The organism is Shewanella algidipiscicola, assembly GCF_003605125.1.
GTDB classification, from domain to species: Bacteria; Pseudomonadota; Gammaproteobacteria; order Enterobacterales; family Shewanellaceae; genus Shewanella; species Shewanella algidipiscicola.
Genome location: NZ_QPQT01000002.1, coordinates 55,508 through 76,790 on the forward strand (window position 1 = coordinate 55,508; position 21,283 = coordinate 76,790).

The following is a 21,283-nucleotide window of genomic DNA, read 5'->3' on the forward strand; positions in this document are numbered from 1 at the left end:
AAGGGACATTGTTAGTGGGGGGCGGTCTGCCAATAGTGGGTTGCCTTATTGAACATTGTGTCGTCACAGCCTCTTCGGCTTATAGTGCATCGTTGCAGTGCTAATTATCCTGAAATCAGGGAGCCAGAGGCAAAGGTGAGCGTTTAAATTAACAGCGCAAAGGTGGTTTTTAAGGCGGTTATCATTAAAAATAACCTTAATGGGTTATTTGTTAGTCATTCAGTACAATTTAGGCTTTACATTTTTCGGCGGTATCCTTATTATTCTCGGCGTTCGGAGAGATGGCAGAGTGGTCGAATGCACCGGTCTTGAAAACCGGCATGGGTTTATAGCCCATCTAGGGTTCAAATCCCTATCTCTCCGCCACATTAAGAAAAAAGGCTTCCAGTAATGGAAGCCTTTTTTCGTTTAATTTAATGTCTTTTTAAAGCTTACTATCTCTATATCATATTAAGAAAAAGGGCTACTCGAAAGAGTGGCCCTTTTCGTTATGGTTCCAAGCTGAGGCAGTCGTTACAGTGGTTTTTACACCTTGGGTTCTTCACGTTTAAAACCAGCCATCTCTTGCCACATTAAGAAACCCGGTTATCGAAAGATAACCGGGTTTTTACTATTTGAGTTTTAAGAACGACATTTGAGTTGGTCTGTCAATTGGTAACACCTTTACCCTACGTGAATTTACAAAAAAGTTTAGTTTACAAGGTTAAATTGTTGTATAGTAAGGGTTTAATAGTTTTGGTGTGTTGTGTTTAGACTGAGCGTTTGGAGGAGCATAGGGTGATTCATCTGCGGTATGCTTACCATCATTGATGGCTTCTTTGTGACTGTCTACTCCGCTTTCTATTTAGCTTGGCGAGGCTGCAAAACCGCGCAGGCTTTACATGAAACTTATCCTTCTCTGGATGTGCTTTATTGGCCTTTAGTATAGAAAACACCATTAAAATTTATTCATTTTACAAAGAGTTATAATATGATCGGTGACAAAAAATTATTTACAGTGGCTACATGTAGCTTAGCAGTATCTTTAAATGCGTTTTCGGCTGATGTGCTTAATGTTAACGATATTCAATTTAAGGATGACAATTTTAAACAGTGTGTCTTAGCGCAAAAAATTACCAATCCTGCAGAGGTAACTAAGTTAGTTTGTCGGCAGCTAAATATAGATAACGCCCATGACGTTAAATACTTCCCTGCTTTGCAGGAGCTGTGGTTATCAGGATCACAATTAACTAGCATAGATCTCAGTAATAATACTGAGCTTACTTCAGTGTCTATCACTAAATCACGTCTAACTGGCTTAGATCTCAATAACAACTCAAAACTTACTGAACTCAATGTCAGTTTTAATCAGATCATCGATTTAGATCTTACTCGAAACCCACAGCTTACCGATCTAGGCGTAGTATCTAACAATATTGAGACGCTGAATTTATCAGAAAATAAACAGTTAAAATATTTGTGGGCCAAAGAAAACAACTTAAAAGAGATAGATCTCAGTCATAATCCACAACTGGTTCAAGTTGGCTTAAATGATAACCAGTTGGTTAAAGTTGATATTAGTAATAACACGCAACTCAGCAAGTTGAGCCTGATGTATAACCAGTTACCTGAATTAGATCTGAGTCAAAATAGCAACTTAAAGAAGCTATATATCACAGATAACAAGTTGACTGAGTTGGATATTAGCCATAACCCTAAATTGAGAGCCCTATGGGCAACTGAGAATCCACTCGTTAAACTCGATATACGTACTAATTCTGCTTTAGATGATTATGAAGTCGATGAAGGGGTGCAGGTTCAAGAGTAGTTATGCTTGCGATAACAGCCTAAAAATATAGCCAAATATCAAGAGGGGAACATTTGATCTGTTGATATTTACGTTGGATTTTGTTTCCTGTGCAGTGGTTTGAATTAGGTAGCTAGGGCCTGTTGATCTTTGCTGGTTGAATGTTGTTCGAGACAAAAACGTGTTAATCGAGGCGAGTGGATTGCAGCCTAGTCATCTAAGCAAAATTCACTTAACAAAGAGTAAAACGTTTTTAGCCGACCCCTTCGGGCAGCGTTTGTTAGGTATTTCTACTGCGTTCTCAGCTTTTTATGCAGAACAACTGCACCACAAAGCGTCTGCCTTGTATAAATACCCAGCAATTCGCTGTAAAAACAAGCTTGAAAGATCAACAGGCCCTAGCATCGTTTATATCTTCATGTGGCATTAAGTGCCAATATTATTAATTGTAGGTAGTAATTAATGAGTAAGTTATTAAAGGAAATCCCAGATTCAATAGGCCAATATCTACAAAGTATGGATGATTATGATGATCCCTGTTTTGTTTTAGTGCATGTTGAGCAAGATATAGGATCACTTTTAGGCGCTATCGAGTCAGTTGTTGATGCCGAAAAAACCTACGAAAAGACCAGTATACCAATTTCGAATAATCTGTATTTTATGTCTATCGACTGTACACATAATACGATGTTAAGCATTATTGAAAAGATTCATGCCAGCATGATTGACTCAAATGTTATCACTCATACATCGGTGTTTCGTCATAATTGCCTTGGTAATCCTAAAAATACATTTTCATGGTGTTGTTTGCTGTTAGACGAAGTGCGTGACACTTTTACCAATGGTAGTGGTTACAAAATTAATGACTTTAAAGATAGGGATAATTGGCCTGGTATTGGAAAGTATCTCGAAGCATAACCAATGTCGTCGGTTTGATGTCTAACGCGCGGCCACTGTAATCCAGTGGCCTATTTTTTATTAGATTTTGTCGCCCATAATTAGTCTACTCGTCATGAGGTGCGGTATATCGTTAAGCTGTTAGGAGATCAAAATTGAACATTCAAATAAGTCATGAAAGTCCTGCCGATGCGGCTAAAATACATCAACTTACGGAGCAGGCGTTTTTAAATGCTCCACATACCGATCACACTGAGCAGTTTATCGTTGATGCGCTTCGCCGCGCAGGTATGCTGACCATCTCGCTGGTTGCTAAAGCTGACGGAGAGATTATTGGACATGTTGCGATTTCTCCAGTTACGCTTTCAAATGGTGCAACTCACTGGTACGGACTTGGGCCTATATCTGTCCTGCCCGAATTTCAAGGTCAAGGTGTGGGTTCTCGCTTAATGAATCACTCTCTCGCTGCACTCGAATTAATGGCAGCCTCTGGCTGTGTAGTTCTTGGCGATCCAAGTTTTTATTGCCGTTTCGGATTCAAGGTTGTCGATGGACTGACTCTCCCCGGTGTACCTGCTGAATACTTTCAGGCGCTGTCGTTTAAAGGTACATTTCCCCATGGCGAGGTGTCGTACCATGAAGCATTTTCAGCCCAAGGCTAATCTGGGGGAGTCAGAATAATCCCCCGGTTTTAGCAACGTCCACATTATAATAATGGGGGGCGTTAGCTGAACGTCCTCGGTATTACTATTGTCGATGCTTGCGTTGTTTATTACACAGTCAATCGGCCTTATTGCATCGCCTCATGTTATGCTATCGGCATGTATTGAGCAGTGAGTAGACGTTGTGAGTCAGCAGCATTTTGAAGGTAAATTCGAGGTCGAATTAAAGTACCGCATCCCATCTAAAAGCACATTTCTAGCAAAATTAGGCAGTATGCCCCATGAGATGATGCTGCAAGATAACCTTGAATCAGACACCTATTTCGATACGCCTGAGCGGCATCTATTAGCGCAACATAAAAGTCTCTGCATTCGAGATATGCAGCCTTCGGGTATCAAACTTTGGATAGTCAAAGGCCCCGAGGCCGACCGTTGTGAAGCCACCAATATTAGCGATGTATCTAAAGCCATTAGCATGTTGCAGACGCTAGGATATGTGAAAGTGCAGCAGATAAATAAGGTTCGTAGCATCTATTTTGTTGGTGATTTTCACATCACAGTCGATCATCTGGAGGGGGTGGGGGATTTTGCCGAATTTGCCATTATGACAGATGAGGTCAGCTTGCTTGATGATTATCGATTGCAGCTACTGAACTTGGCCATGCAATTTGGCTTAAGTGAGCAAGATCGCGAGCATCGTGCTTATCGTACCTTGCAAAGTCAGGTGCGAAAGGCGTAAATTGATCTCCTTTTTGGCAGGTGTTGAGCCTGCCCTTGATGTAGGCCAGACTGTTGGAGCGTGATGATGAGCAAGTTACTGCAAGTTGATTTTGATTTTTCGGGTCCATTTGGCGAGGAGATGTCACGAGCATTGCAAGGGTTAGCCGAGTCGATCAATAACGAACCCGGGCTAATCTGGAAAATTTGGACCGAGAGCGCAGCCAATAAACTCGGCGGCGGTATTTACCTGTTTGAGGATGAAACATCGGCTAGCGCCTATTTAACCATGCACACGGCTCGGTTGCAGGCGATGGGGATTACTGAGGTGCGCGGTATTATTTTTGATATTAATACGCCTCTGTCGCTGATCAACAAGGCGCCGATCGCCTAATCACCGTTAAATTTAACCTATTATCGATACCATTATGCAGCTAAAACCGCTGGCTAAAGGCCGTTTCCAGCCGATGTGGCAACAGGAACATGATGCCATTGAACGGGTAATGAGAGAGTGTATTACCGACACCAAAACCGTGGCGGGGCAGCATAAGTTAATGCAGCAAGGCCAGCAGGTCGATGCACTGATTTTGGTGCCTCATGGGCGTATTTCTATGGGGTATACCGCCCGAAATGGCCGGAGTTTTCAGCTGGGAACCATGAACTGTGATTCGCAGTTGTTTGGTGAAATGGAGTTTTTTACTAACTACTTGTGCCAGCTAGACATTATCGCCGAAGAGCCTTTAGAAATCGCGATTATCAATGGTGATAAGCTGCAGCACGCTTTGCTTAAAACGCCTAAATTTGCGCTGTTTTTTGCCAGTGCCATCGCCATCGATTATCAAGATACGGTGGACATTTTTACGCGTAGAATGCTCTATCCCATCGCGTATAACATCGCCTATGATCTTTATCATCAACATTTACAAGACCAACCAGTAGAAGGGTTCACTAAGTGTTATTTAGAGGCCGAGCGTTTTGCTACCACAGATAGAGTGTATCGCCGCGCGGTGAAAAGCCTTGAAGATTTAGGGCTGATTAAACGGGATAAAGAGGGCTTAATGATCTGTGATCTAGCGGGTCTTAAAGCCTTTATTGAATAGGCCCCAAATAACCTATTCGGGGCCTAAGTTTACCATTAAGTACGGCTTAAGATTAATGCGTTTGGGCAGTTAACCTGACTTGCTGGCGATTAGAAACCACTAGCATGGCGATGATTAAGGCGTAAATCACCGGAATCGCATACATCACGGTTTGCAGGCCGATAACACTCTCAAATAGCGAGCTAATGGCGGGGCTAAACATGGCACCGGCGCTACCGCTGATTAAAATGTATGACACATTGCGGCTACTGGCGGTTTTAACAAACGACACGCCATAAGCAATAAAGGCGTTATACAAGGCGGCGCAGGCAAAGCCGTAACCATAAGTTAGGTAGCCAATCGACTCCACGTTGTCTGTGGTCACAATCAAACTGGTGATGATCAAGGCGAGGCTTATCATCCCCGTCACGAAATGTTGGATCTTGACGCGCGACACAATCACAGTTGAGACCAAGGCACCAACCAGTGCGGCAGACCAATATTGCGTGATGATATTGCCAGCGTCTTCGAAGGGGATGTCGAACTTGGTTTTGACAAACATTGGCGCCCACGTCAGGAAGGTGTACAGCGCCAACATGCCAAGGAACAAGCCTACGCCACCACTGATGATACCAAGGTTCCATTCGGACTCATCTTTAGCCCCAGTGGTTTCATTGCTGCTTTCACACAATGAAAAGTTGGTTAACAAGGCCACACCTGCGGTACTCAGGGCGACAATACCGACGGCAAGGTAGCTGTAACTCCAGGATAACGCATTGCTCAATGCGTAAGTGGTGATCATCGGAAACACCACCCCCGCCACGTTAAAGGTGGCATCTTGCACCACAAGCATGGTGCTTTGGATTTTATCTTTCCAAACCGAGACCACAATGGTGCCGGCAATACATAGTCCTACACCACCGCATAACCCAATCAGAGTCATGGCAAGCATGACGACGCTCAATGAGGTGGTGAAGTGCATGGCCGCGGCACTGGCCGCAATGGTGACATAGCTGATTAAGGTGATGCGTTTGACACCTATTTTTTCAATTAAGAAAAAGGCGGCTATGGTGCCGGCGAGGGCGCCGCCATTGAGCAGGGAGAAAATAGAGGCGACTTCGTTAACGTTAGCTGAGAATTTATTGGCTATCGGTTCTATCAACATACCAAATTGGGTTGCGAAGCCTGCCATGACAAAATTGGCTAAAAAGCTGAGCAAGGTTAAGGATATTTTATTTTTCATTTTTTACGTCCTAATTTGCTGATGCTGCTCATCATGAGCGCGCCTAAATGGCATGAAGCTCACCTTCATGCCGAGTGGTGTTACTGATGAGCGGTTGCTAATGCCAGCTCAATCATTTGATTAAATGTCAGTTGGCGCGCCTCGGCAGTGGTCTCTTCACCGGTTAAGCAGTGATCGGATACCGTTAAAATCGCCAATGATTCGATGCCTTTGTGATGCGCTAAGCCATATAAACCGGCCACTTCCATATCGACGCCCAGTACCCCAAAACGTTCTAGGGCAGGGATCATGTCTTCATCTGGGTCGTAATACATGTCACCACTGAAAATGTTGCCCACCTTCACACTGATCTGTTTCTCTTGGGCGATAGTGTAGGCTTTATGCAGTAAGTCGAATGTGGCTGAGGTCGCCATTTGATAGCCGCTGCTACGCTTGGCATTGGTGGGTGAGTCAGTGCCTGCTGCTTGCGCTAGGATCACATCGTTAATCTTAACGTGGTGTTGCGTTGCTCCTAGGCTACCGACACGAATAATGCGTTTAACATTAAATTCGGCGATCAGTTCATGGGCGTAAAGCACCATTGAGGGGATGCCCATGCCGTGTCCCATGACGGAAATACGCTGGCCTTTATAAAATCCGGTATAGCCCAACATATTACGAATGTTGGTGATCTCTTTGGCGTCATCGAGGTAGTGTTCGGCGATATATTTAGCGCGCAGTGGGTCGCCAGGCATGATGATGGTTTCGGCAAAGTCGCCCGCTTTGCCATTGATATGTGCGGTCATGAATAATCCTCTGTAAATGATTATTCTCGATAGTAATGGTGGCTTTAAAATGGCTAGAGGACATAAGTCCGCATTGGCGGCAATATGTGCCAAATATCCGCCTGGCTCACAAAATAAGCGGGGTTATGGCTCTAAGATCACTGAAATAGGCGTTTTGGGGTGGGCGTTAACGATAATCTCAGCGTGAATTAATAGCCGCGATGTTTCCAAAAGGCACTGACTTGACTCTGTTCATCATGTAAGTGGACGTGAAATGTCTTGTCGGCCACCACCTTATCTTTTAGTGCTAAGGTCATGCGCCACTTGCCCACTTTGTTGTGTTCAGGCGCCCAGATAGTATCACCGAGGTAGAATCGCCAGTCGTTAGATTCGACGAAGACGTCGCCCTCAAAAGGTGGCCTAACCTCTCCCTTATCGTCAGGAATATCGGGGTGATATATGCAATATCTGAGTTTTTGATTCTTGGCTTTTTTTATTTGCGCCACAAAGCCAAATTCGATATCTAGGATGGCAGGCACATGTACGGTGGCTTTCATAAATTTAGGCAGGGCATCGCTCTCATCATCCCATTGACTGAAAATGCCTGCTTGGATGATAGACACATCGGCTTTGAGTTTTGACACGCAGCGGGTTTCCCTTGCTTAGATTGAAACTAGGGTCAACAGACTCTAGTTATGGTACTTAACCGCCATATCGATCATAGGCTCACGGCTCGCCTTAGCCGCGCGTAACCTAGCAAGATACTTTTCCCACAATTCGACCTGATTGGTGGCTAAGTCATACAAGACTTTCCAAGAGAACAAGCCGGTATCGTGACCATCATCAAACACTAATTTTACCGCATAGTTCCCCACGGGGGTGATAGCATCGATATTGACGTTTTTCTTATGGGTGACCAGTACAGGATTACCGTGGCCATGGACCTCTGCCGATGGCGAGTACACTCGTAGTAGTTCACAGCTTAACGCGTAAGTGTTGCCATCATCGAAACTGACTTCTAATAGGCGAGACTTGCGCTTGAGTTTTAGTCCTGTGACCTTGGGGCTTTCAACTGACATCTGATTGGCCTTGTTATGTGAGGTAAAGAGCAATAATACTTAATTGATACAAAGGGGGCCTAGGTGATACCGCCTAGGCCCCTAAGTATTACAAGATAAAGCGGCTTAAGTCTTCGTCTTGTACCAAGTTATCTAGGTGTGCATTAACGTAGTCAGCGTCGATAATGGTGCTGCTACCCGATTTATCCGACGCTTCAAAAGAGAGCTCTTCCATTAGGCGCTCCATCACAGTGTGTAGACGACGTGCGCCGATGTTTTCGGTGCGCTCGTTAACCTGCCATGCAGCTTGAGCTATGCGCTCTATGCCCGATTCGGTAAACTCAATCTTAACGCCTTCGGTTGCCATGAGCGCTACGTATTGCTCGGTGAGCGAGGCGTGCGGCTCGGTCAAAATGCGTTTAAAATCATCGGCCGATAGCGCTTGTAGTTCGACGCGGATCGGCAGACGCCCCTGCAGCTCTGGGATCAAATCTGACGGTTTAGACATCTGGAATGCACCAGAGGCGATAAACAAAATATGGTCGGTTTTTACCATGCCATGTTTAGTGGTGACAGTGCAGCCCTCAACCAGCGGCAGTAGGTCACGTTGTACCCCTTCGCGTGAGACATCAGGACCTGATGACTCGCCGCGCTTACAAATTTTGTCAATCTCATCAAGAAACACGATGCCGTGCTGCTCAACCAACTCAATGGCTTGCTCTTTTAGGTCATCCTGATTCACCAGCTTAGCGGCTTCCTCTTCGATAAGCAGCTTGTAAGCTTCCTTGATGGGCATCTTGCGGCGCTTACTGGCGCCTGGGCCCATGTTTTGGAACAGGCTTTGTAGCTGATTGGTCATCTCTTCCATGCCGGGAGGCGACATGATTTCGATACCCACTTGCGGCGCCGAGATGTCAATTTCAATCTCTTTATCGTCTAGCTGGCCTTCGCGTAACTTCTTACGAAAGACCTGACGCGTGGCCGAGTCATCTTTACTTTCGCTGTCCCAATCTTCTTTAGGCTTAGGCAGTAATGCATCGAGAATACGCTCTTCAGCCGCTTCTTCGGCTCTGAATTTGCATTTGATCATCTGCTCTTCGCGGGTCAGCTTTATGGCGGCATCGGTAAGATCGCGAATGATCTGCTCAACTTCTTTACCGACATAGCCCACTTCGGTGAACTTGGTCGCTTCGACTTTGATAAAAGGCGCCTTGGCCAGCTTGGCTAAACGGCGAGCAATTTCAGTTTTACCGACACCGGTAGGGCCGATCATCAGAATATTCTTGGGGGTGACCTCTTGGCGCAGATCTTCATTAAGCTGCATACGGCGCCAGCGATTACGCAGGGCGATGGCGACAGAGCGTTTTGCCGCTTGTTGGCCAATGATATGACTGTCCAGTTCGTGAACAATCTCTCTAGGAGTCATCTCAGACATAGTTTTCCCTTAATGCATGCTGCATAGGTTATTGATCTCGAGCTGAGCTCAAGATCAGTAATTCAGTTCTTCTATCGTTTTGAATTGGTTGGTGAACACGCAGATATCACCAGCAATAGTTAACGATTTCTCGGCGATCTCTTTCGCGCTGAGCTCGGTATTCTCAAGCAGTGCAGTGGCCGCGGCTTGGGCAAAGTTGCCCCCTGAGCCTATGGCGATAAGATCGTTCTCTGGTTGCACTACGTCACCGTTACCTGTGATGATCAACGAGCATTCGCTATCGGCTACGGCTAATAGGGCTTCGAGCTTGCGTAGCACCTTGTCTGAACGCCAATCTTTGGCCATTTCGACCGCGGCGCGCATCAGTTGTCCTTGGTGCATCTCTAACTTTGCTTCGAAGCGCTCAAACAGGGTAAATGCATCGGCAGTACCGCCAGCAAATCCGGCGAGTACTTTATTGTGGTAAAGGCGTCGAACCTTTTTTGCGTTTCCTTTCATCACTGTATTTCCCAGTGAGACTTGGCCATCACCGGCAATGACAACTTGATTGTTGCGACGTACTGAAACGATTGTGGTCACGATATTTCCTCTTCTCTAGCCGAGGGGTAGGAAACCCTTCGGTGGACAATATTTAAGATATGGGGGACAGCCGTTAAAAATTCAAGGCAAGTGAGTGGTCGTTGTTAGCGTTTGGCGTTTTTTAATGTGAAAGCTGGGTCGGTTGCGGCATTTTTCAGCATTACTTACCAAGGAAGAAGGATAACAAAAACGGGCTGAGGCCCGTTTTTGTGAGAAAAGGCTTAGTCACCTTCCCAAAACCAAATTTGGCAGCCATTGAGACCACCGCGTTGTAGCACATGGCGCTGTCTTTCGGCCACGCGTTTACGCTCGTAAGGGCCGAGTACCACCTTGTACCACATGCCTTTGGTGCCTTGAACTTTTCGCACTTGAGCTTCGAGTCCTTGAAAGGCAATCATGGCTTTCATCTCATTGGCTTGGGATTCTTTTCTAAAGGATCCGCACTGCATCTGATAGGGACGGGTCGGTTGGGTCTGCTCTGGAATATCGACTTCGACGCGCTTATTTTCGAGCTCGCGCTGATAAGTCCACTCCTCTTTGGGTTTGGGCGGTAGCGCGTTAGGGTCACGTTTTTCAACCTTAGGTTGCACTACTGGCTTAGCCGCAGGGGCTGGTACTTGTTCGTCGGCGCTATCGTTAATGCTCCAGAGAAAATAACCAAAGCCGCCCAGCAGGGCGACTGTCACTAAGGTCAGCAGTATCGGGAAGCGTCGTGGCGCTTGGGCGGCAGATTTCCCTCTACCACCTCGGGGCCGGCTTTTATTGGCCGGCTTTCTGTTGGCGTAGTCGCGATTGCTCATGTTACCGCCTTACGTTACATGCGCTCTAAGGTGTCGATACCGAGTAGGTCTAGACCTTGCTTCAATGTGTTGGCGGTCAGTTGCGATAAGAGCAAACGGCTCTTCTTCTCGGCCTCTGAATCGGCGGCGAGTACTGGGCAGGCCTCATAAAAGCTAGAGAATGCCCCCGCAAGTTCAAATAGGTAACCACATAAGGCATGAGGTTGACCTTTGTCGACCATGCGATTAAGCACTTCGCCAAACTGAGCCAATTTAGTGCCTAACTCTTTCTCTTTGTCATGCTCAAGAGTGATGCTGGCATCGCTTAAATCGACATCTGCCGCACGCTTGAATATCCCCGCGATGCGGGTATAGGCATAAAGCAGGTAAGGTGCGGTATTGCCTTCGAAGCTGAGCATCTGCTCAAAGCTGAAGATGTAATCGCTGGTGCGGTTTTTCGACAGGTCGGCATATTTGACCGAGCTTATGCCCACGACTTTAGCGATCTGCTCTAGCTCGGCTTGATCCATATCTGGGTTTTTGCTGCGCACTAATTCTAATGCGCGCGTTTCAGCTTCGCTGAGTAGATCCACCAGTTTCACGACGCCACCCGAGCGGGTCTTGAATGGTCGGCCATCTTCGCCGTTCATGGTACCAAAGCCCATATGCTCTAAGCTCATGTTCAGATTCACAAAGTTGGCTTTGCGCGCTAAATTAAACACTTGCTGGAAGTGTAGCCCTTGGCGTAGATCGACAAAGTAGAGCGCGCGATCGGCTTTAAGCACATTTGAGCGATAACGCATCGCCGCCAAATCACTGGTGGCGTACAGATAACCGCCATCGGCTTTTTGGATGATAACCGGCAGCGGCTCACCCTCTTTGGTTTTAAATTCGTCTTGGAACACCACTTTAGCGCCATTGCTTTCAGACAATAGGCCTTGTGCATCAAGGTCGGCCACCACTTGGGCTAAATCGTCGTTGTAAGCACTTTCACCGCGCACATCTGCGCGGGTCAGGCTCACGCCTAAACGCTCATACACTTGATGGCAGTGGCTTAAGGATATGTCGTTAAACTCGCGCCATAATTTGTTGCAGTACTCATCGCCTGATTGCAGTTCAACCACCAATTTACGGGCGCGGGTGGCAAACTCTTCTGACTCATCGAAGCGCACTTTGGCGGCGCGGTAGAAACTTTCAAGATCTGACAGTTCCATTTTGGCTTGCTCGCCTTTCGCGGCGCGCAGCTCTTCCATGTAAGCCAGCAACATGCCGAACTGGGTGCCCCAATCGCCCACATGGTTTTGACGGATCACTTTGTGCCCTTGAAATTCCAGCGCGCGTACCACACTGTCACCAATGATGGTTGAACGTAGGTGACCTACGTGCATCTCTTTGGCAAGGTTGGGCGACGAGTAGTCAACCACCACAGTTTGCGGTGTGGGGAGTACGACACCGAGGCGATCGTCTTTGAGCGCTGTCATTAGCTGTGTGGCTAAGGCATTGTCATCAATAAAAAAGTTGATAAAGCCTGGCCCTGCAATTTCCACTTTAGCCACTTGGCTGTCTTGCGGCAAACTGTCGATGATCAGCTGGGCCAACTCACGCGGATTTTTGCGCGCCACTTTAGTCAACATCATGGCTAAGTTAGTGGCAAAATCACCGTGGGTTTTGTCTTTAGTTCGGTCGACTTGAATGCGCGCTTCAAAATCGGCAGGCACGATCTCCTGCTGCTTTAGGGTCTGAATGGCTTGTTCGAGCAAAGATTGAATATGTGATTTCATTGGCGTTTAATCGACAGTTACTTAAAGATAAAAAGATTCAGGGATAACCGTACATTTTAGCCGCTAGTGGTGGCTAATTGCTATCCTCTGGCATGAATTTTATATGCTATTTGGCATATTTTTTATTACAACAGATCTTGCGGGTCGCGATCTAAGCTCCAGCGGCACTTTTTGGCCAAGGGTAAGGCTTCGATTTGTGGCAGCGCGGCCTCAAACGATTTTTGTAGTAGGCTGCGCTCTTGGGTTTGAAACATCAATTGGCGGCGAAACTTGCCGGCTTTCTTGTCCATGGGCGCAGGCATGGGGCCTATCACCTCACACTGCTCATTTTGTGGCAAGATAGCGGCAATCTGCTGTAAAAACTCGTCAGCATCTTCGGCGCGATGGGCTTCGGCGCGCAGCAGCAACATGTGCCATGCGGGTGGCAACAAGGCTTGTTTTCGCTCCTCTAATTGACCCCGAGCAAACTCACCGTAACCTTTGTGCATCAGCTCGCGCAAGATGGGATTATCGCACTGATGGGTCTGTAATAATACCGTGCCGGCTTTACTGGCTCGCCCTGCGCGTCCCGATACTTGGGTATACAACTGGCCAAAGCGCTCTGGCGCGCGAAAATCGGCGCTAAAGAGGGCGCCGTCTACGTCTAGCAGCCCCACTAAGGTGACATCGGGAAAATGATGCCCTTTTGCCAGCATCTGAGTGCCGACCAGAATTTTATACTCCCCCTTGTGGATGGCGTTGAGATGTCCTTCGAGCGCCCCTTTGCGGCTGGTGGTGTCACGGTCGATGCGCACCACAGGATATTGGGGGAACTCTTTCGCTAATGCCTCGGCTAATTGTTCTGTGCCCACCCCTTGACCCATTAACATGGTGCTACCACATTGGTGGCACTGGCGCGGTATGGCGTACTGGTTGCCACAATGATGACAGCGAATTTCGCCCAATGATTGATGCACAGTAAAAAAGGCATCACAACGGTCACACTCATGCAGGTGGCCACATTCGTGGCACAACAGGGCGGGGGCGAATCCACGGCGATTGAGAAACAGCAGCACCTGATTGCCCGCATCGAGGTGAATACGCATCTCATTGAGTAGGGCATGAGACAGCCCATTTTTGAGCGGCTGATTACGAATATCGATAATGCCTTGACGCACTTTTTCGGCCGCGCCCGCGCGCTCCCCTAAACTTAGGTGTTGGTAGCGACCGCTGAGGGCATTTTGCAGGGTTTCCAGTGACGGCGTGGCGCTGCCCAGTAATACGGGAATTTTTTCTAAATGGCCGCGCATCACGGCTAAATCGCGGGCGTGATAGCCCACCCCCTCTTGCTGTTTAAAGCTGCTATCGTGCTCTTCATCTAAGATGATAATGCCGGGATAACGCATCGGGGTGAACAGCGCCGAGCGCGTGCCAATAATAATAGCCGCTTCGCCGGCGCGCGCCTGCCGCCAGGCGCTAAGGCGCTGATTATCGGTTAGTCCAGAGTGGATCACCGCGACCTGCACCTTAAAACGTTGCTTAAACCGGCTGATGGTTTGCGGTGTTAGGCCAATTTCAGGCACCAAAATGAGTGCTTGCTTCCCCTGTTTGAGCACGGTTTCTAGTAAGGCCAAATACACCTCTGTCTTGCCCGAGCCGGTGATCCCTTCGAGTAAGGTGCAGTGATAGCCTGTTTGCTGATTGAGGGTGGCCACCGCAATGGCCTGTTCTGGATTGAGCCTATGGGGCTCTTCATCTAGGGTTAAGTTGTCGCGCCAGCTAAGGTCGAGTTGATTGGCTCTGTCTTGGTGGGTTATCCAGCCACGCTCCTGCAATGCTTTTAGCGCGGGTTTACTCAGTTCGAGCGCGTTTAATTCTTCTTGAGTCAGCTCACCTTGCAGCAAATGTTGCATCACTTTGCGTTGGGCTGGCGCGCGCTTTAAGGTGTCGAGATCGGCAGCGTGCCCTGCGCTGGTTAAACACCAAAAACGGGTGCTTTCGGCGCTAACCTGTGCGCCTTTACGTAGGGCGACTGGCAGAGCTTGGGAGAGCATTTGGCCCACACTGCAAAAATAGTAGCGCGCCGCCCATTGAGTCAGTTGATATAAAGAGTCGGGCAGCAGTGGCTCAGTATCTAAAAATTCGCTTACCGATTTTATCTGCTGTGGCGCTAAGTCACAGGTGTCAGTGCTCCCGGTCACCAAGCCAATAAGTTGCTGACGACCGAAAGGAACTTTCACGCGCACGCCTTTGACCGCCAGATGGCTGTCGCTCTCTTTGACGCGATAACTAAAGTTTTGGCGTAGCGGGACGGGCAGGGCAACTTCGACAAACAAAGACATAAAACCAGACAAGCAAACTTAAGGTAGAGCAAGTGTAACCAGCGTACATCGTTAGGGCTACCACTATCTTTTATAGGCGACGGTTTTACCCTATTTTCGGGAGCTTAGTGGCGTTGTGGTCCCTGTTGCTGGGGATAAATAGATTGAATCGTTAGCAGGATTTGTGCTTAATAGTTGTACGGTTATGACGATAAGAATGCGGCTATGAAAACTCTGGTATATCCCTTATTACTCCTGCTGCTATCGCTGAGTCACTTTAGCTGGGCGGCAGTGACTCATGTGAGCATTAATCAAATGCAATTTCACCTCGGATTAAACCCTAAGCTCAAGCTCAATATTGTGACCGACCAACCGAGTGTCGATAAATTGCAGTTTGTGGTGGCGCAACAAAGTGGTCAAGAGCGTTTAATGGTCACACCGGTGAATAATTTTATGTTGCAGCTTACCGGCCTTGAGGATGTAACAGACGCCAATGCCGAGTTAATTGTGCAGGAGTACCATGTTAACCAATGGCGTGAGGTTAAGCGGATTACACTGTTTGATGCGACTCACGCAGCGCGGGTACCTACCAAGCCTAAGCCAAGCATCACGGCCAAGCCGCTGGTGGCAAGCAATACGCTAAGCAGTGAATCGCCAAAGCCTTTAAAAGAGCAGCAAAAGGCTCCACAAGGGGATGTGGCAGCGGATTTGGTGCAGGCCGATTGTGAGTTAAACTACGAGGCGCAGCAAACCCTATGGCGTATCGGCAGTGCCTATGCCAAGTCATGGCAACTTAGCCCTTATGGCGCCATGTTGGCAATTTTCGATGCTAACCCCAAGGCATTTAATCAAGGTGAAATCCATGGTCTGCGTGCCGATGTGGTGTTGCGTTGCCCATCACTGAGTGTGAAGGAGCGCTATCGTGATGCCAAGCAGGCTCAGCAGTTGTTTGAGTCTATGTAAGCTAAGCTATACAGATAGCTTGAGCCTAGGTAAGCGTCGTTGAGAGTTTAATGGGCGAGATCTGTAAGAGGGGGGCAATATATTGGCGATGAGAATTACTCAGTTAGGTGCGGCCCATGCTTGTATCTCTTGCTTGTATCCTGTACTATCTCGCGCCTGAATATTCTATTAACTGCATGTGGTGTCCGACTTCGGGTTGGAAGAGCGACATGGCCTTTAACTTGAGGTAATCCCAATGAAACCAGGCATTCATCCTGATTATGCAGAAATCACTGCAACTTGTACTTGTGGCAACGTTATCAAAGTAAACTCAACTGCAGGTAAGCCACTGCATTTGGACGTATGTGGTGCATGTCACCCATTCTACACTGGTACCCAGAAAGTTATGGATACTGGCGGACGTATCGACAAGTTCAACAAGCGTTTCGGCGCTCTTGGCAAGAAGTAATTATTACTTTTGCAATGAACGTGAAAAAAGGTGCCTTATGGCGCCTTTTTTGTTGCCTGCGGTGGGTGTTATTCAGGGCACATTATTGATTGTGGTGTAAGCGAAACCCTGACAGTATGTAAGCTAGATTTGATGTAACACAGCCTGTGTCAGTAACTATTTCACTGAATCATTATGCTAAAAGTTCAGGCTATCTAAGTAAGCCGCTAATCGAAGGATATGATTATAGATGAGCAGATATAGCAGATACGTACTCACCTTATTCGGTTTATTACCCTGCTATTGTTTTGCAGCTCAGCCCAGTGTCTGTGTGCCCACCCACTTCGATGAGACCGTGACCCTCAGTTATGTGATTGATGGTGATACGTTAGTCCTCAGTGATGATCGCCGGGTGCGGCTTATTGGCGTCGATGCACCAGAGATTGACTCGCAATATCCAGAGTTGTCCGAGCCGTTTGCCAATCAGGCGCGTCAGTTTGTACAGCAACAGCTTCAGGCCGGACAAACGTTACAATTAGCGTTCGATCGCAAACGCTTAGATCCCCACGGTAGAACCTTAGCCTATGTTTTCACTCAAGCGGGTGAGCATTTACAAGAGCTGCTGCTGAATCATGGCTATGCTAAAAGTCGGGTGTATCACAATGATTACTTCTGGCAATGTTTCGAAGCATTAGAGCGCCGATCAAGAGCAACAAAACAGGGATTATGGAGCCATCTTAGTTATCAACCGAAGCGAGTCGACCAACTTAACCGAGACGATTTGAACCGTTGGCGAGAGGTAGAGGGGACTGTGACCGGCTTTGAAAGAAAGGGGCAGTATTTATGGATCATTATCGATGAAAAATTTTACGTGGGCATACTTAGAGCAGAATCTGGTAAATTTAACAACATTTTGACCTTAGATTTGCTGCAAAGCCGCGTAATTGTGCGCGGGGAGTTGTATTATTCCTACAAAAAATGGCAGATGATAAGTTATCATCCATCACAGATAAGTTTGCAAAATGAGCCTTAGTTTGTTTAATGGCATAATAAACTGAAATTTTCTAATATCTTGTTTAAAAAGTGTGTTGATTCGAGTATCTTAGCCTCTAACGACGCTACAGCTTAGCTCTGTTTGACTCAGGCTGAGATAGTAGGGCGTTAAGACCTCACTCTAAGATTTAACTTGTCGCATTTTTCAGGATTATTAAGATGGCCGATTTTCGTCAACAAGCCCTTGACTACCATGAGTTCCCCGTTCCAGGTAAAACTGCAGTTAGCCTGACCAAGCCCGCTGAAACCAGTATGGACTTGGCGCTGGCGTATAGCCCAGGTGTCGCGGAGCCTGTCCGTGAAATTGCAGCCAATCCTGATAACGCCTATCGCTATACCGCTAAAGGTAACACGGTTGCAGTGATCTCTAACGGGACAGCCATTTTGGGTCTGGGTAACCTTGGTCCATTGGCATCTAAGCCTGTGATGGAAGGCAAGGCATTATTGTTCAAACATTTTGCCAATATCGATGCGACAGATATCGAAGTAAAACATCGCACAACAGAAGAGTTTATCAACACGGTAGAGGCCATTGCCGATACTTTTGGTGGTATAAACCTTGAAGATATCAAGGCTCCTGAGTGTTTTGAAATTGAAAAGGCCCTGATCGAGCGTTGTAACGTACCGGTATTTCATGATGACCAGCACGGTACAGCCATAGTTACCGCGGCGGGGATGATCAACGCGCTTGAGATCCAAGGTAAAAAACTGGAAGAAGCGGTCTTTGTTTGTATGGGCGCCGGCGCTGCCGCGATTGCCTGTATGACCATGCTCGTTAAGTGTGGCGTGCAGCGTGAAAACGTTTATATGCTCGACCGTAAAGGTGTTATCCACACTCGTCGTGAAGATATTAACGAGTACAAAGCTCTGTTTGCCAACAACACCGACAAACGTACCTTACAAGATGTGATCAAAGGTGCCGATGCGTTTTTAGGCCTATCTGGCCCTGATGTATTAACGGCTGACGATGTCTTGTTGATGGCCGATAAGCCGGTGATTTTTGCTTGTTCTAATCCTGATCCTGAGATTAGACCCGATCTTGCCCATGATGTGCGCAAAGATCTGATCATGGGAACGGGCCGCAGTGATTATCCAAACCAAGTTAATAATGTCTTGTGTTTCCCGTTTATTTTCCGTGGTGCTCTCGATGTGCGCGCCTCACAAATTAACGATGAAATGAAAATTGCAGCAGTGCATGCGATCGCGGCATTGGCAAAGGAGCCAGTCCCCGCCAGCGTATTGGCCGCTTATCCAGATGTATCAGAATTAAGATTTGGCCCTGAGTATGTCATTCCTAAACCCATGGATACACGTTTATTATCAAACGTGGCCAAGGCGGTAGCGCAAGCGGCTATCGACTCGGGCGTGGCGGCGATACAGACCTTGCCTGAACATTATATGGCGTAAGCGATATCCCGCTGATTGATTAAGGGCCTGAGGGCCCTTTTTTATTTGTGCCCAATAAGGTTTGTTTGTATGGTAATTAAGCTGATTTTGATTTTATCAGATCTACATTAGCCATTGGCTAACGACTGTAGATGAATCTTCGTCGCATTAATAAATTAACTATTTAATTTTATTGGTATAAAGCCAATAGCAGCAAAAAAATATAACAATAATTCTGCAGGAAGCGACATGAAAGCAACTGTACTATTAACCAAAAAGCTCACCGGTTTCTGGCTGCTATCGCTAGTGGCGATGGCTTTTATTTTTCTGCTGACCGCAGTGTTTAGTGTCATGCAACTGACCTATAAACAACAGCAACAGCAAGTTTCGCAACTCAGCGCTATTTTGTCTCAGCATCAAACGCCAGCGCAATTACAACAGCTCGATCTTTGGCTACCACAACTCTTGTGGGCCTATCAGGCACAGCAGTTTGTGTTAACACGTCAAAATGACGTGCTTTACCGCTACGATAATCCTCTGCCAGAGCGGCGCGTTATTCGTTATGGGCGTGCCATCTTACCTGCTACGCCAATAACAAGTTTGTCGGCTACAAGCGATCAAGCAGAACTTAGGTTTGAGCTCAGTTTGCCCCGTCCGCTGCAATTCAATCAGATCAGTGGTTATGGCGGGTTGATTTTGCTGCTAGGCTTAACGGCTATCGCGATCTTTGTGCGTTGGGGCTACCTCTGGTTAGCCCAACAACTTGAAGGCGTTGAAGATTTAGCTAAACGCAGCCATCTCATCTTATCTGGCGATTATGACAAGGCCTTGGCGGAACGTGGTCATGGGCGACCAAGGTTGATCAATCGTGCCTTGACACAGTTGCTGCTGGAGCTCGATGATGCGCAAAAACAGCGATCGCGTTTCGATCAAGTGATTCGCTCTAACACCTTTCTCGATCCCGCCACAGGCATAGGAAATCGGCTATTTTTGAAAAACCGTCTCGATGCGTTAAGTAACAACCAAGGGATGTTTGCTCCTGGGGTGCTGCTGTTATTAGAGATGGAAGATCTAGACCTATTACAGCAAGAACACGATGAGTTAGCCGTTCAAGAGATGCTGAGCCACACCATTAATGATATTAATCAGTTGCTCAACAATTACGCCAACAGTATTTTTTCACGCCGCTCCTATAACCAGTTTGCCATTGTGGTTCCTCAAATCTCCTTGGCCGATGTCGAAAAGCTAGTGGCGAAATTGCTGAAAGTTTGTTTGGCACAGCCTCTGGAGGGATTGGTTAATCGTGATGATTTTTTCCACATTGGCGTGGCGTATTTCAAGGTCGGCGACAGTAAAGAACAGTTGATTGAAGAGGCGGAGATGGCGTTACGTGCGGCGCAATTTCAGGGCGCTAGCGGCTGGTTTATGTATGATAAAGGTGCTGTCGATGAAGAGTTTGCCCGAGGTTCGGTGCGTTGGCGCAGCTTTTTAGAGTATGCGCTAGTTAACAAGCGGGTGGTTATCTATTCACAAGCAGTGCTAGACAGTGATGGGGTAGAGCACCACAGAGAGGTGTCGAGTAGGCTACGAGACAGTAAGGGCAATTTGGTTCGTGCCACCCTGTTTTTACCTATGGCGATTAAGTGTGGCCTCACCCCTCAAATTGAGCGTCAGGTGATAGAGGCGGTATTATTTGATCTACTGGGTAGTAATCCTCAAAATACTCAGCGTTACAGTATTAATCTCAGTCTCGATACCCTGACCAGCCGCGCGTTTATTCGTTGGTTTAAAACCACCTTGCTCGAATACCGTAACCTGGCACCAAAACTGATTATTGAGGTCAATGAAGATATTGTGGTCAATAATATCGAGCAGTTAACCCCTACGCTGAATATGATCAGTAAAATGGGCGCCAGCCTGTGTGTTGACCGAGTAGGACAACAGGTGGTGAGCATGCAATACATTACCAGCTGTAAATTCGATATCATTAAATTGCACCGCTCTATTGTGCGACAAATTCATTTACGCCAAGAAAATCAACTTTTTGTAAGAAGCCTTATCGGTGGTTTGTATCGCTCTGAAGTGCAAGTGTTTGCCGAAGCAATAGAATCATTTGAAGAGTGGCAAACGCTCAAAATTCTCGGGGTCAGTGCCGGGCAGGGGAGCCTGTTTAGCGATCCGGTGCAAGAAATATGATGCTAATAGCCAGCAGAGTCGCTTAAGTCAGGTATGCTAGAGCAAGGTAAAATTATAGCACTCGATGGCTATGGTTTTTTCTATAAAATTAAGAAATTAGTCGTTACAATAACCACAGTATTTACGATGTTTTAAAACTGACCTTAGATTTAATATTGAGTTGTGATTAGATTATTCG

At 47.0% G+C, this 21,283-nt stretch carries 20 protein-coding genes and 1 tRNA gene; 12 read left to right on the forward strand and 9 right to left on the reverse strand.

Annotation, left to right across the window (positions count from 1 at the left end; translation table 11 throughout):
* Positions 1-275: 275 nt before the first annotated feature.
* The 7 genes from DVO77_RS02360 to DVO77_RS02395 all read left to right on the forward strand — a co-directional run bounded on the left by DVO77_RS02360 (position 276) and on the right by DVO77_RS02395 (position 5,162).
* Positions 276-366 (forward strand) — tRNA-Ser (locus DVO77_RS02360).
* A 604-nt stretch (positions 367-970) separates the two neighbouring features.
* Complete coding sequence (locus DVO77_RS02365; protein ID WP_119977129.1) at positions 971-1,807, forward strand: leucine-rich repeat domain-containing protein; 837 nt, start codon at positions 971-973, stop codon at positions 1,805-1,807.
* Positions 1,808-2,248: 441 nt separating this feature from the next.
* Positions 2,249-2,704, forward strand: coding sequence for a hypothetical protein (locus tag DVO77_RS02375; RefSeq protein ID WP_162924127.1), 456 nt, complete (start codon positions 2,249-2,251; stop codon positions 2,702-2,704).
* Between the two features lie 134 nt (positions 2,705-2,838).
* The gene (locus DVO77_RS02380) at positions 2,839-3,345 is read left to right on the forward strand and encodes a GNAT family N-acetyltransferase (RefSeq protein ID WP_162924128.1); all 507 of its coding nucleotides are present in this window, start codon (positions 2,839-2,841) and stop codon (positions 3,343-3,345) included.
* A gap of 184 nt (positions 3,346-3,529) precedes the next feature.
* Complete coding sequence (gene cyaB / locus DVO77_RS02385; RefSeq protein WP_119977132.1) at positions 3,530-4,084, forward strand: class IV adenylate cyclase; 555 nt, start codon at positions 3,530-3,532, stop codon at positions 4,082-4,084.
* A 63-nt stretch (positions 4,085-4,147) separates the two neighbouring features.
* Complete coding sequence (locus DVO77_RS02390; protein ID WP_211328751.1) at positions 4,148-4,456, forward strand: monooxygenase; 309 nt, start codon at positions 4,148-4,150, stop codon at positions 4,454-4,456.
* Positions 4,457-4,490: 34 nt separating this feature from the next.
* The gene (locus DVO77_RS02395) at positions 4,491-5,162 is read left to right on the forward strand and encodes a Crp/Fnr family transcriptional regulator (RefSeq protein ID WP_119977134.1); all 672 of its coding nucleotides are present in this window, start codon (positions 4,491-4,493) and stop codon (positions 5,160-5,162) included.
* A gap of 52 nt (positions 5,163-5,214) precedes the next feature.
* Here DVO77_RS02395 and tsgA read toward each other — a convergent pair whose 3' ends face one another.
* The 9 genes from tsgA to priA all read right to left on the reverse strand — a co-directional run bounded on the left by tsgA (position 5,215) and on the right by priA (position 15,101).
* Positions 5,215-6,384 carry an MFS transporter TsgA gene (tsgA, locus tag DVO77_RS02400; protein ID WP_119977135.1) on the reverse strand — a complete coding sequence of 390 codons (1,170 nt, stop codon included), beginning with the start codon at positions 6,382-6,384 and terminating at the stop codon, positions 5,215-5,217.
* Positions 6,385-6,464: 80 nt separating this feature from the next.
* The gene (gene deoD / locus DVO77_RS02405; protein WP_119977136.1) at positions 6,465-7,169 is read right to left on the reverse strand and encodes a purine-nucleoside phosphorylase; all 705 of its coding nucleotides are present in this window, start codon (positions 7,167-7,169) and stop codon (positions 6,465-6,467) included.
* Between the two features lie 188 nt (positions 7,170-7,357).
* A complete protein-coding gene (locus tag DVO77_RS02410; RefSeq protein WP_110455678.1) occupies positions 7,358-7,792 on the reverse strand; it encodes a DUF3859 domain-containing protein in 435 nt (144 codons plus the stop codon).
* Positions 7,793-7,837: 45 nt separating this feature from the next.
* Positions 7,838-8,227 (reverse strand): gamma-butyrobetaine hydroxylase family protein, encoded by a 390-nt coding sequence (locus DVO77_RS02415; RefSeq protein ID WP_119977137.1) that lies wholly within the window; start codon positions 8,225-8,227, stop codon positions 7,838-7,840.
* 88 nt (positions 8,228-8,315) lie between these two features.
* Positions 8,316-9,641 (reverse strand): ATP-dependent protease ATPase subunit HslU, encoded by a 1,326-nt coding sequence (hslU, locus tag DVO77_RS02420; RefSeq protein WP_119977138.1) that lies wholly within the window; start codon positions 9,639-9,641, stop codon positions 8,316-8,318.
* 54 nt (positions 9,642-9,695) lie between these two features.
* Positions 9,696-10,220, reverse strand: coding sequence for an ATP-dependent protease subunit HslV (gene hslV, locus DVO77_RS02425; protein ID WP_110455681.1), 525 nt, complete (start codon positions 10,218-10,220; stop codon positions 9,696-9,698).
* Positions 10,221-10,441: 221 nt separating this feature from the next.
* On the reverse strand, positions 10,442-11,020 hold the full coding sequence (locus tag DVO77_RS02430; protein ID WP_110455682.1) for an SPOR domain-containing protein: 579 nt from the start codon (positions 11,018-11,020) through the stop codon (positions 10,442-10,444).
* A 14-nt stretch (positions 11,021-11,034) separates the two neighbouring features.
* Positions 11,035-12,780, reverse strand: coding sequence for an arginine--tRNA ligase (gene argS / locus DVO77_RS02435; RefSeq protein ID WP_119977139.1), 1,746 nt, complete (start codon positions 12,778-12,780; stop codon positions 11,035-11,037).
* 125 nt (positions 12,781-12,905) lie between these two features.
* Positions 12,906-15,101: a primosomal protein N' gene (priA, locus tag DVO77_RS02440; protein ID WP_119977140.1), complete on the reverse strand. Its 2,196-nt coding sequence runs from the start codon at positions 15,099-15,101 to the stop codon at positions 12,906-12,908.
* Positions 15,102-15,305: 204 nt separating this feature from the next.
* Here priA and DVO77_RS02445 point away from each other — a divergent pair, with 204 nt between their 5' ends.
* The 5 genes from DVO77_RS02445 to csrD all read left to right on the forward strand — a co-directional run bounded on the left by DVO77_RS02445 (position 15,306) and on the right by csrD (position 21,105).
* A complete protein-coding gene (locus tag DVO77_RS02445; RefSeq protein WP_119977141.1) occupies positions 15,306-16,043 on the forward strand; it encodes a FimV/HubP family polar landmark protein in 738 nt (245 codons plus the stop codon).
* Positions 16,044-16,278: 235 nt separating this feature from the next.
* Positions 16,279-16,491: a 50S ribosomal protein L31 gene (gene rpmE / locus DVO77_RS02450; RefSeq protein ID WP_110455686.1), complete on the forward strand. Its 213-nt coding sequence runs from the start codon at positions 16,279-16,281 to the stop codon at positions 16,489-16,491.
* A gap of 229 nt (positions 16,492-16,720) precedes the next feature.
* Complete coding sequence (locus tag DVO77_RS02455) at positions 16,721-17,503, forward strand: thermonuclease family protein (protein ID WP_110455687.1); 783 nt, start codon at positions 16,721-16,723, stop codon at positions 17,501-17,503.
* Between the two features lie 179 nt (positions 17,504-17,682).
* A complete protein-coding gene (locus DVO77_RS02460) occupies positions 17,683-18,930 on the forward strand; it encodes a malic enzyme-like NAD(P)-binding protein (protein WP_110455688.1) in 1,248 nt (415 codons plus the stop codon).
* Positions 18,931-19,158: 228 nt separating this feature from the next.
* The gene (gene csrD, locus DVO77_RS02465; protein ID WP_119977142.1) at positions 19,159-21,105 is read left to right on the forward strand and encodes an RNase E specificity factor CsrD; all 1,947 of its coding nucleotides are present in this window, start codon (positions 19,159-19,161) and stop codon (positions 21,103-21,105) included.
* The last annotated feature ends 178 nt before the right edge of the window (positions 21,106-21,283 follow it).

What these genes read in the sequence shown, in the direction of transcription:
- DVO77_RS02365 (WP_119977129.1), top strand. Translation starts at nt 971, where the DNA reads ATGATCGGTGACAAAAAATTATTTACAGTGGCTACATGTAGCTTAGCA.
- DVO77_RS02375 (WP_162924127.1), top strand. Translation starts at nt 2,249, where the DNA reads ATGAGTAAGTTATTAAAGGAAATCCCAGATTCAATAGGCCAATATCTA.
- DVO77_RS02390 (WP_211328751.1), top strand. Translation starts at nt 4,148, where the DNA reads ATGATGAGCAAGTTACTGCAAGTTGATTTTGATTTTTCGGGTCCATTT.
- DVO77_RS02395 (WP_119977134.1), top strand. Translation starts at nt 4,491, where the DNA reads ATGCAGCTAAAACCGCTGGCTAAAGGCCGTTTCCAGCCGATGTGGCAA.
- tsgA (WP_119977135.1), bottom strand. Translation starts at nt 6,384, where the DNA reads ATGAAAAATAAAATATCCTTAACCTTGCTCAGCTTTTTAGCCAATTTT.
- deoD (WP_119977136.1), bottom strand. Translation starts at nt 7,169, where the DNA reads ATGACCGCACATATCAATGGCAAAGCGGGCGACTTTGCCGAAACCATC.
- DVO77_RS02415 (WP_119977137.1), bottom strand. Translation starts at nt 8,227, where the DNA reads ATGTCAGTTGAAAGCCCCAAGGTCACAGGACTAAAACTCAAGCGCAAG.
- hslU (WP_119977138.1), bottom strand. Translation starts at nt 9,641, where the DNA reads ATGTCTGAGATGACTCCTAGAGAGATTGTTCACGAACTGGACAGTCAT.
- DVO77_RS02430 (WP_110455682.1), bottom strand. Translation starts at nt 11,020, where the DNA reads ATGAGCAATCGCGACTACGCCAACAGAAAGCCGGCCAATAAAAGCCGG.
- argS (WP_119977139.1), bottom strand. Translation starts at nt 12,780, where the DNA reads ATGAAATCACATATTCAATCTTTGCTCGAACAAGCCATTCAGACCCTA.
- priA (WP_119977140.1), bottom strand. Translation starts at nt 15,101, where the DNA reads ATGTCTTTGTTTGTCGAAGTTGCCCTGCCCGTCCCGCTACGCCAAAAC.
- DVO77_RS02445 (WP_119977141.1), top strand. Translation starts at nt 15,306, where the DNA reads ATGAAAACTCTGGTATATCCCTTATTACTCCTGCTGCTATCGCTGAGT.
- rpmE (WP_110455686.1), top strand. Translation starts at nt 16,279, where the DNA reads ATGAAACCAGGCATTCATCCTGATTATGCAGAAATCACTGCAACTTGT.
- DVO77_RS02455 (WP_110455687.1), top strand. Translation starts at nt 16,721, where the DNA reads ATGAGCAGATATAGCAGATACGTACTCACCTTATTCGGTTTATTACCC.
- DVO77_RS02460 (WP_110455688.1), top strand. Translation starts at nt 17,683, where the DNA reads ATGGCCGATTTTCGTCAACAAGCCCTTGACTACCATGAGTTCCCCGTT.
- csrD (WP_119977142.1), top strand. Translation starts at nt 19,159, where the DNA reads ATGAAAGCAACTGTACTATTAACCAAAAAGCTCACCGGTTTCTGGCTG.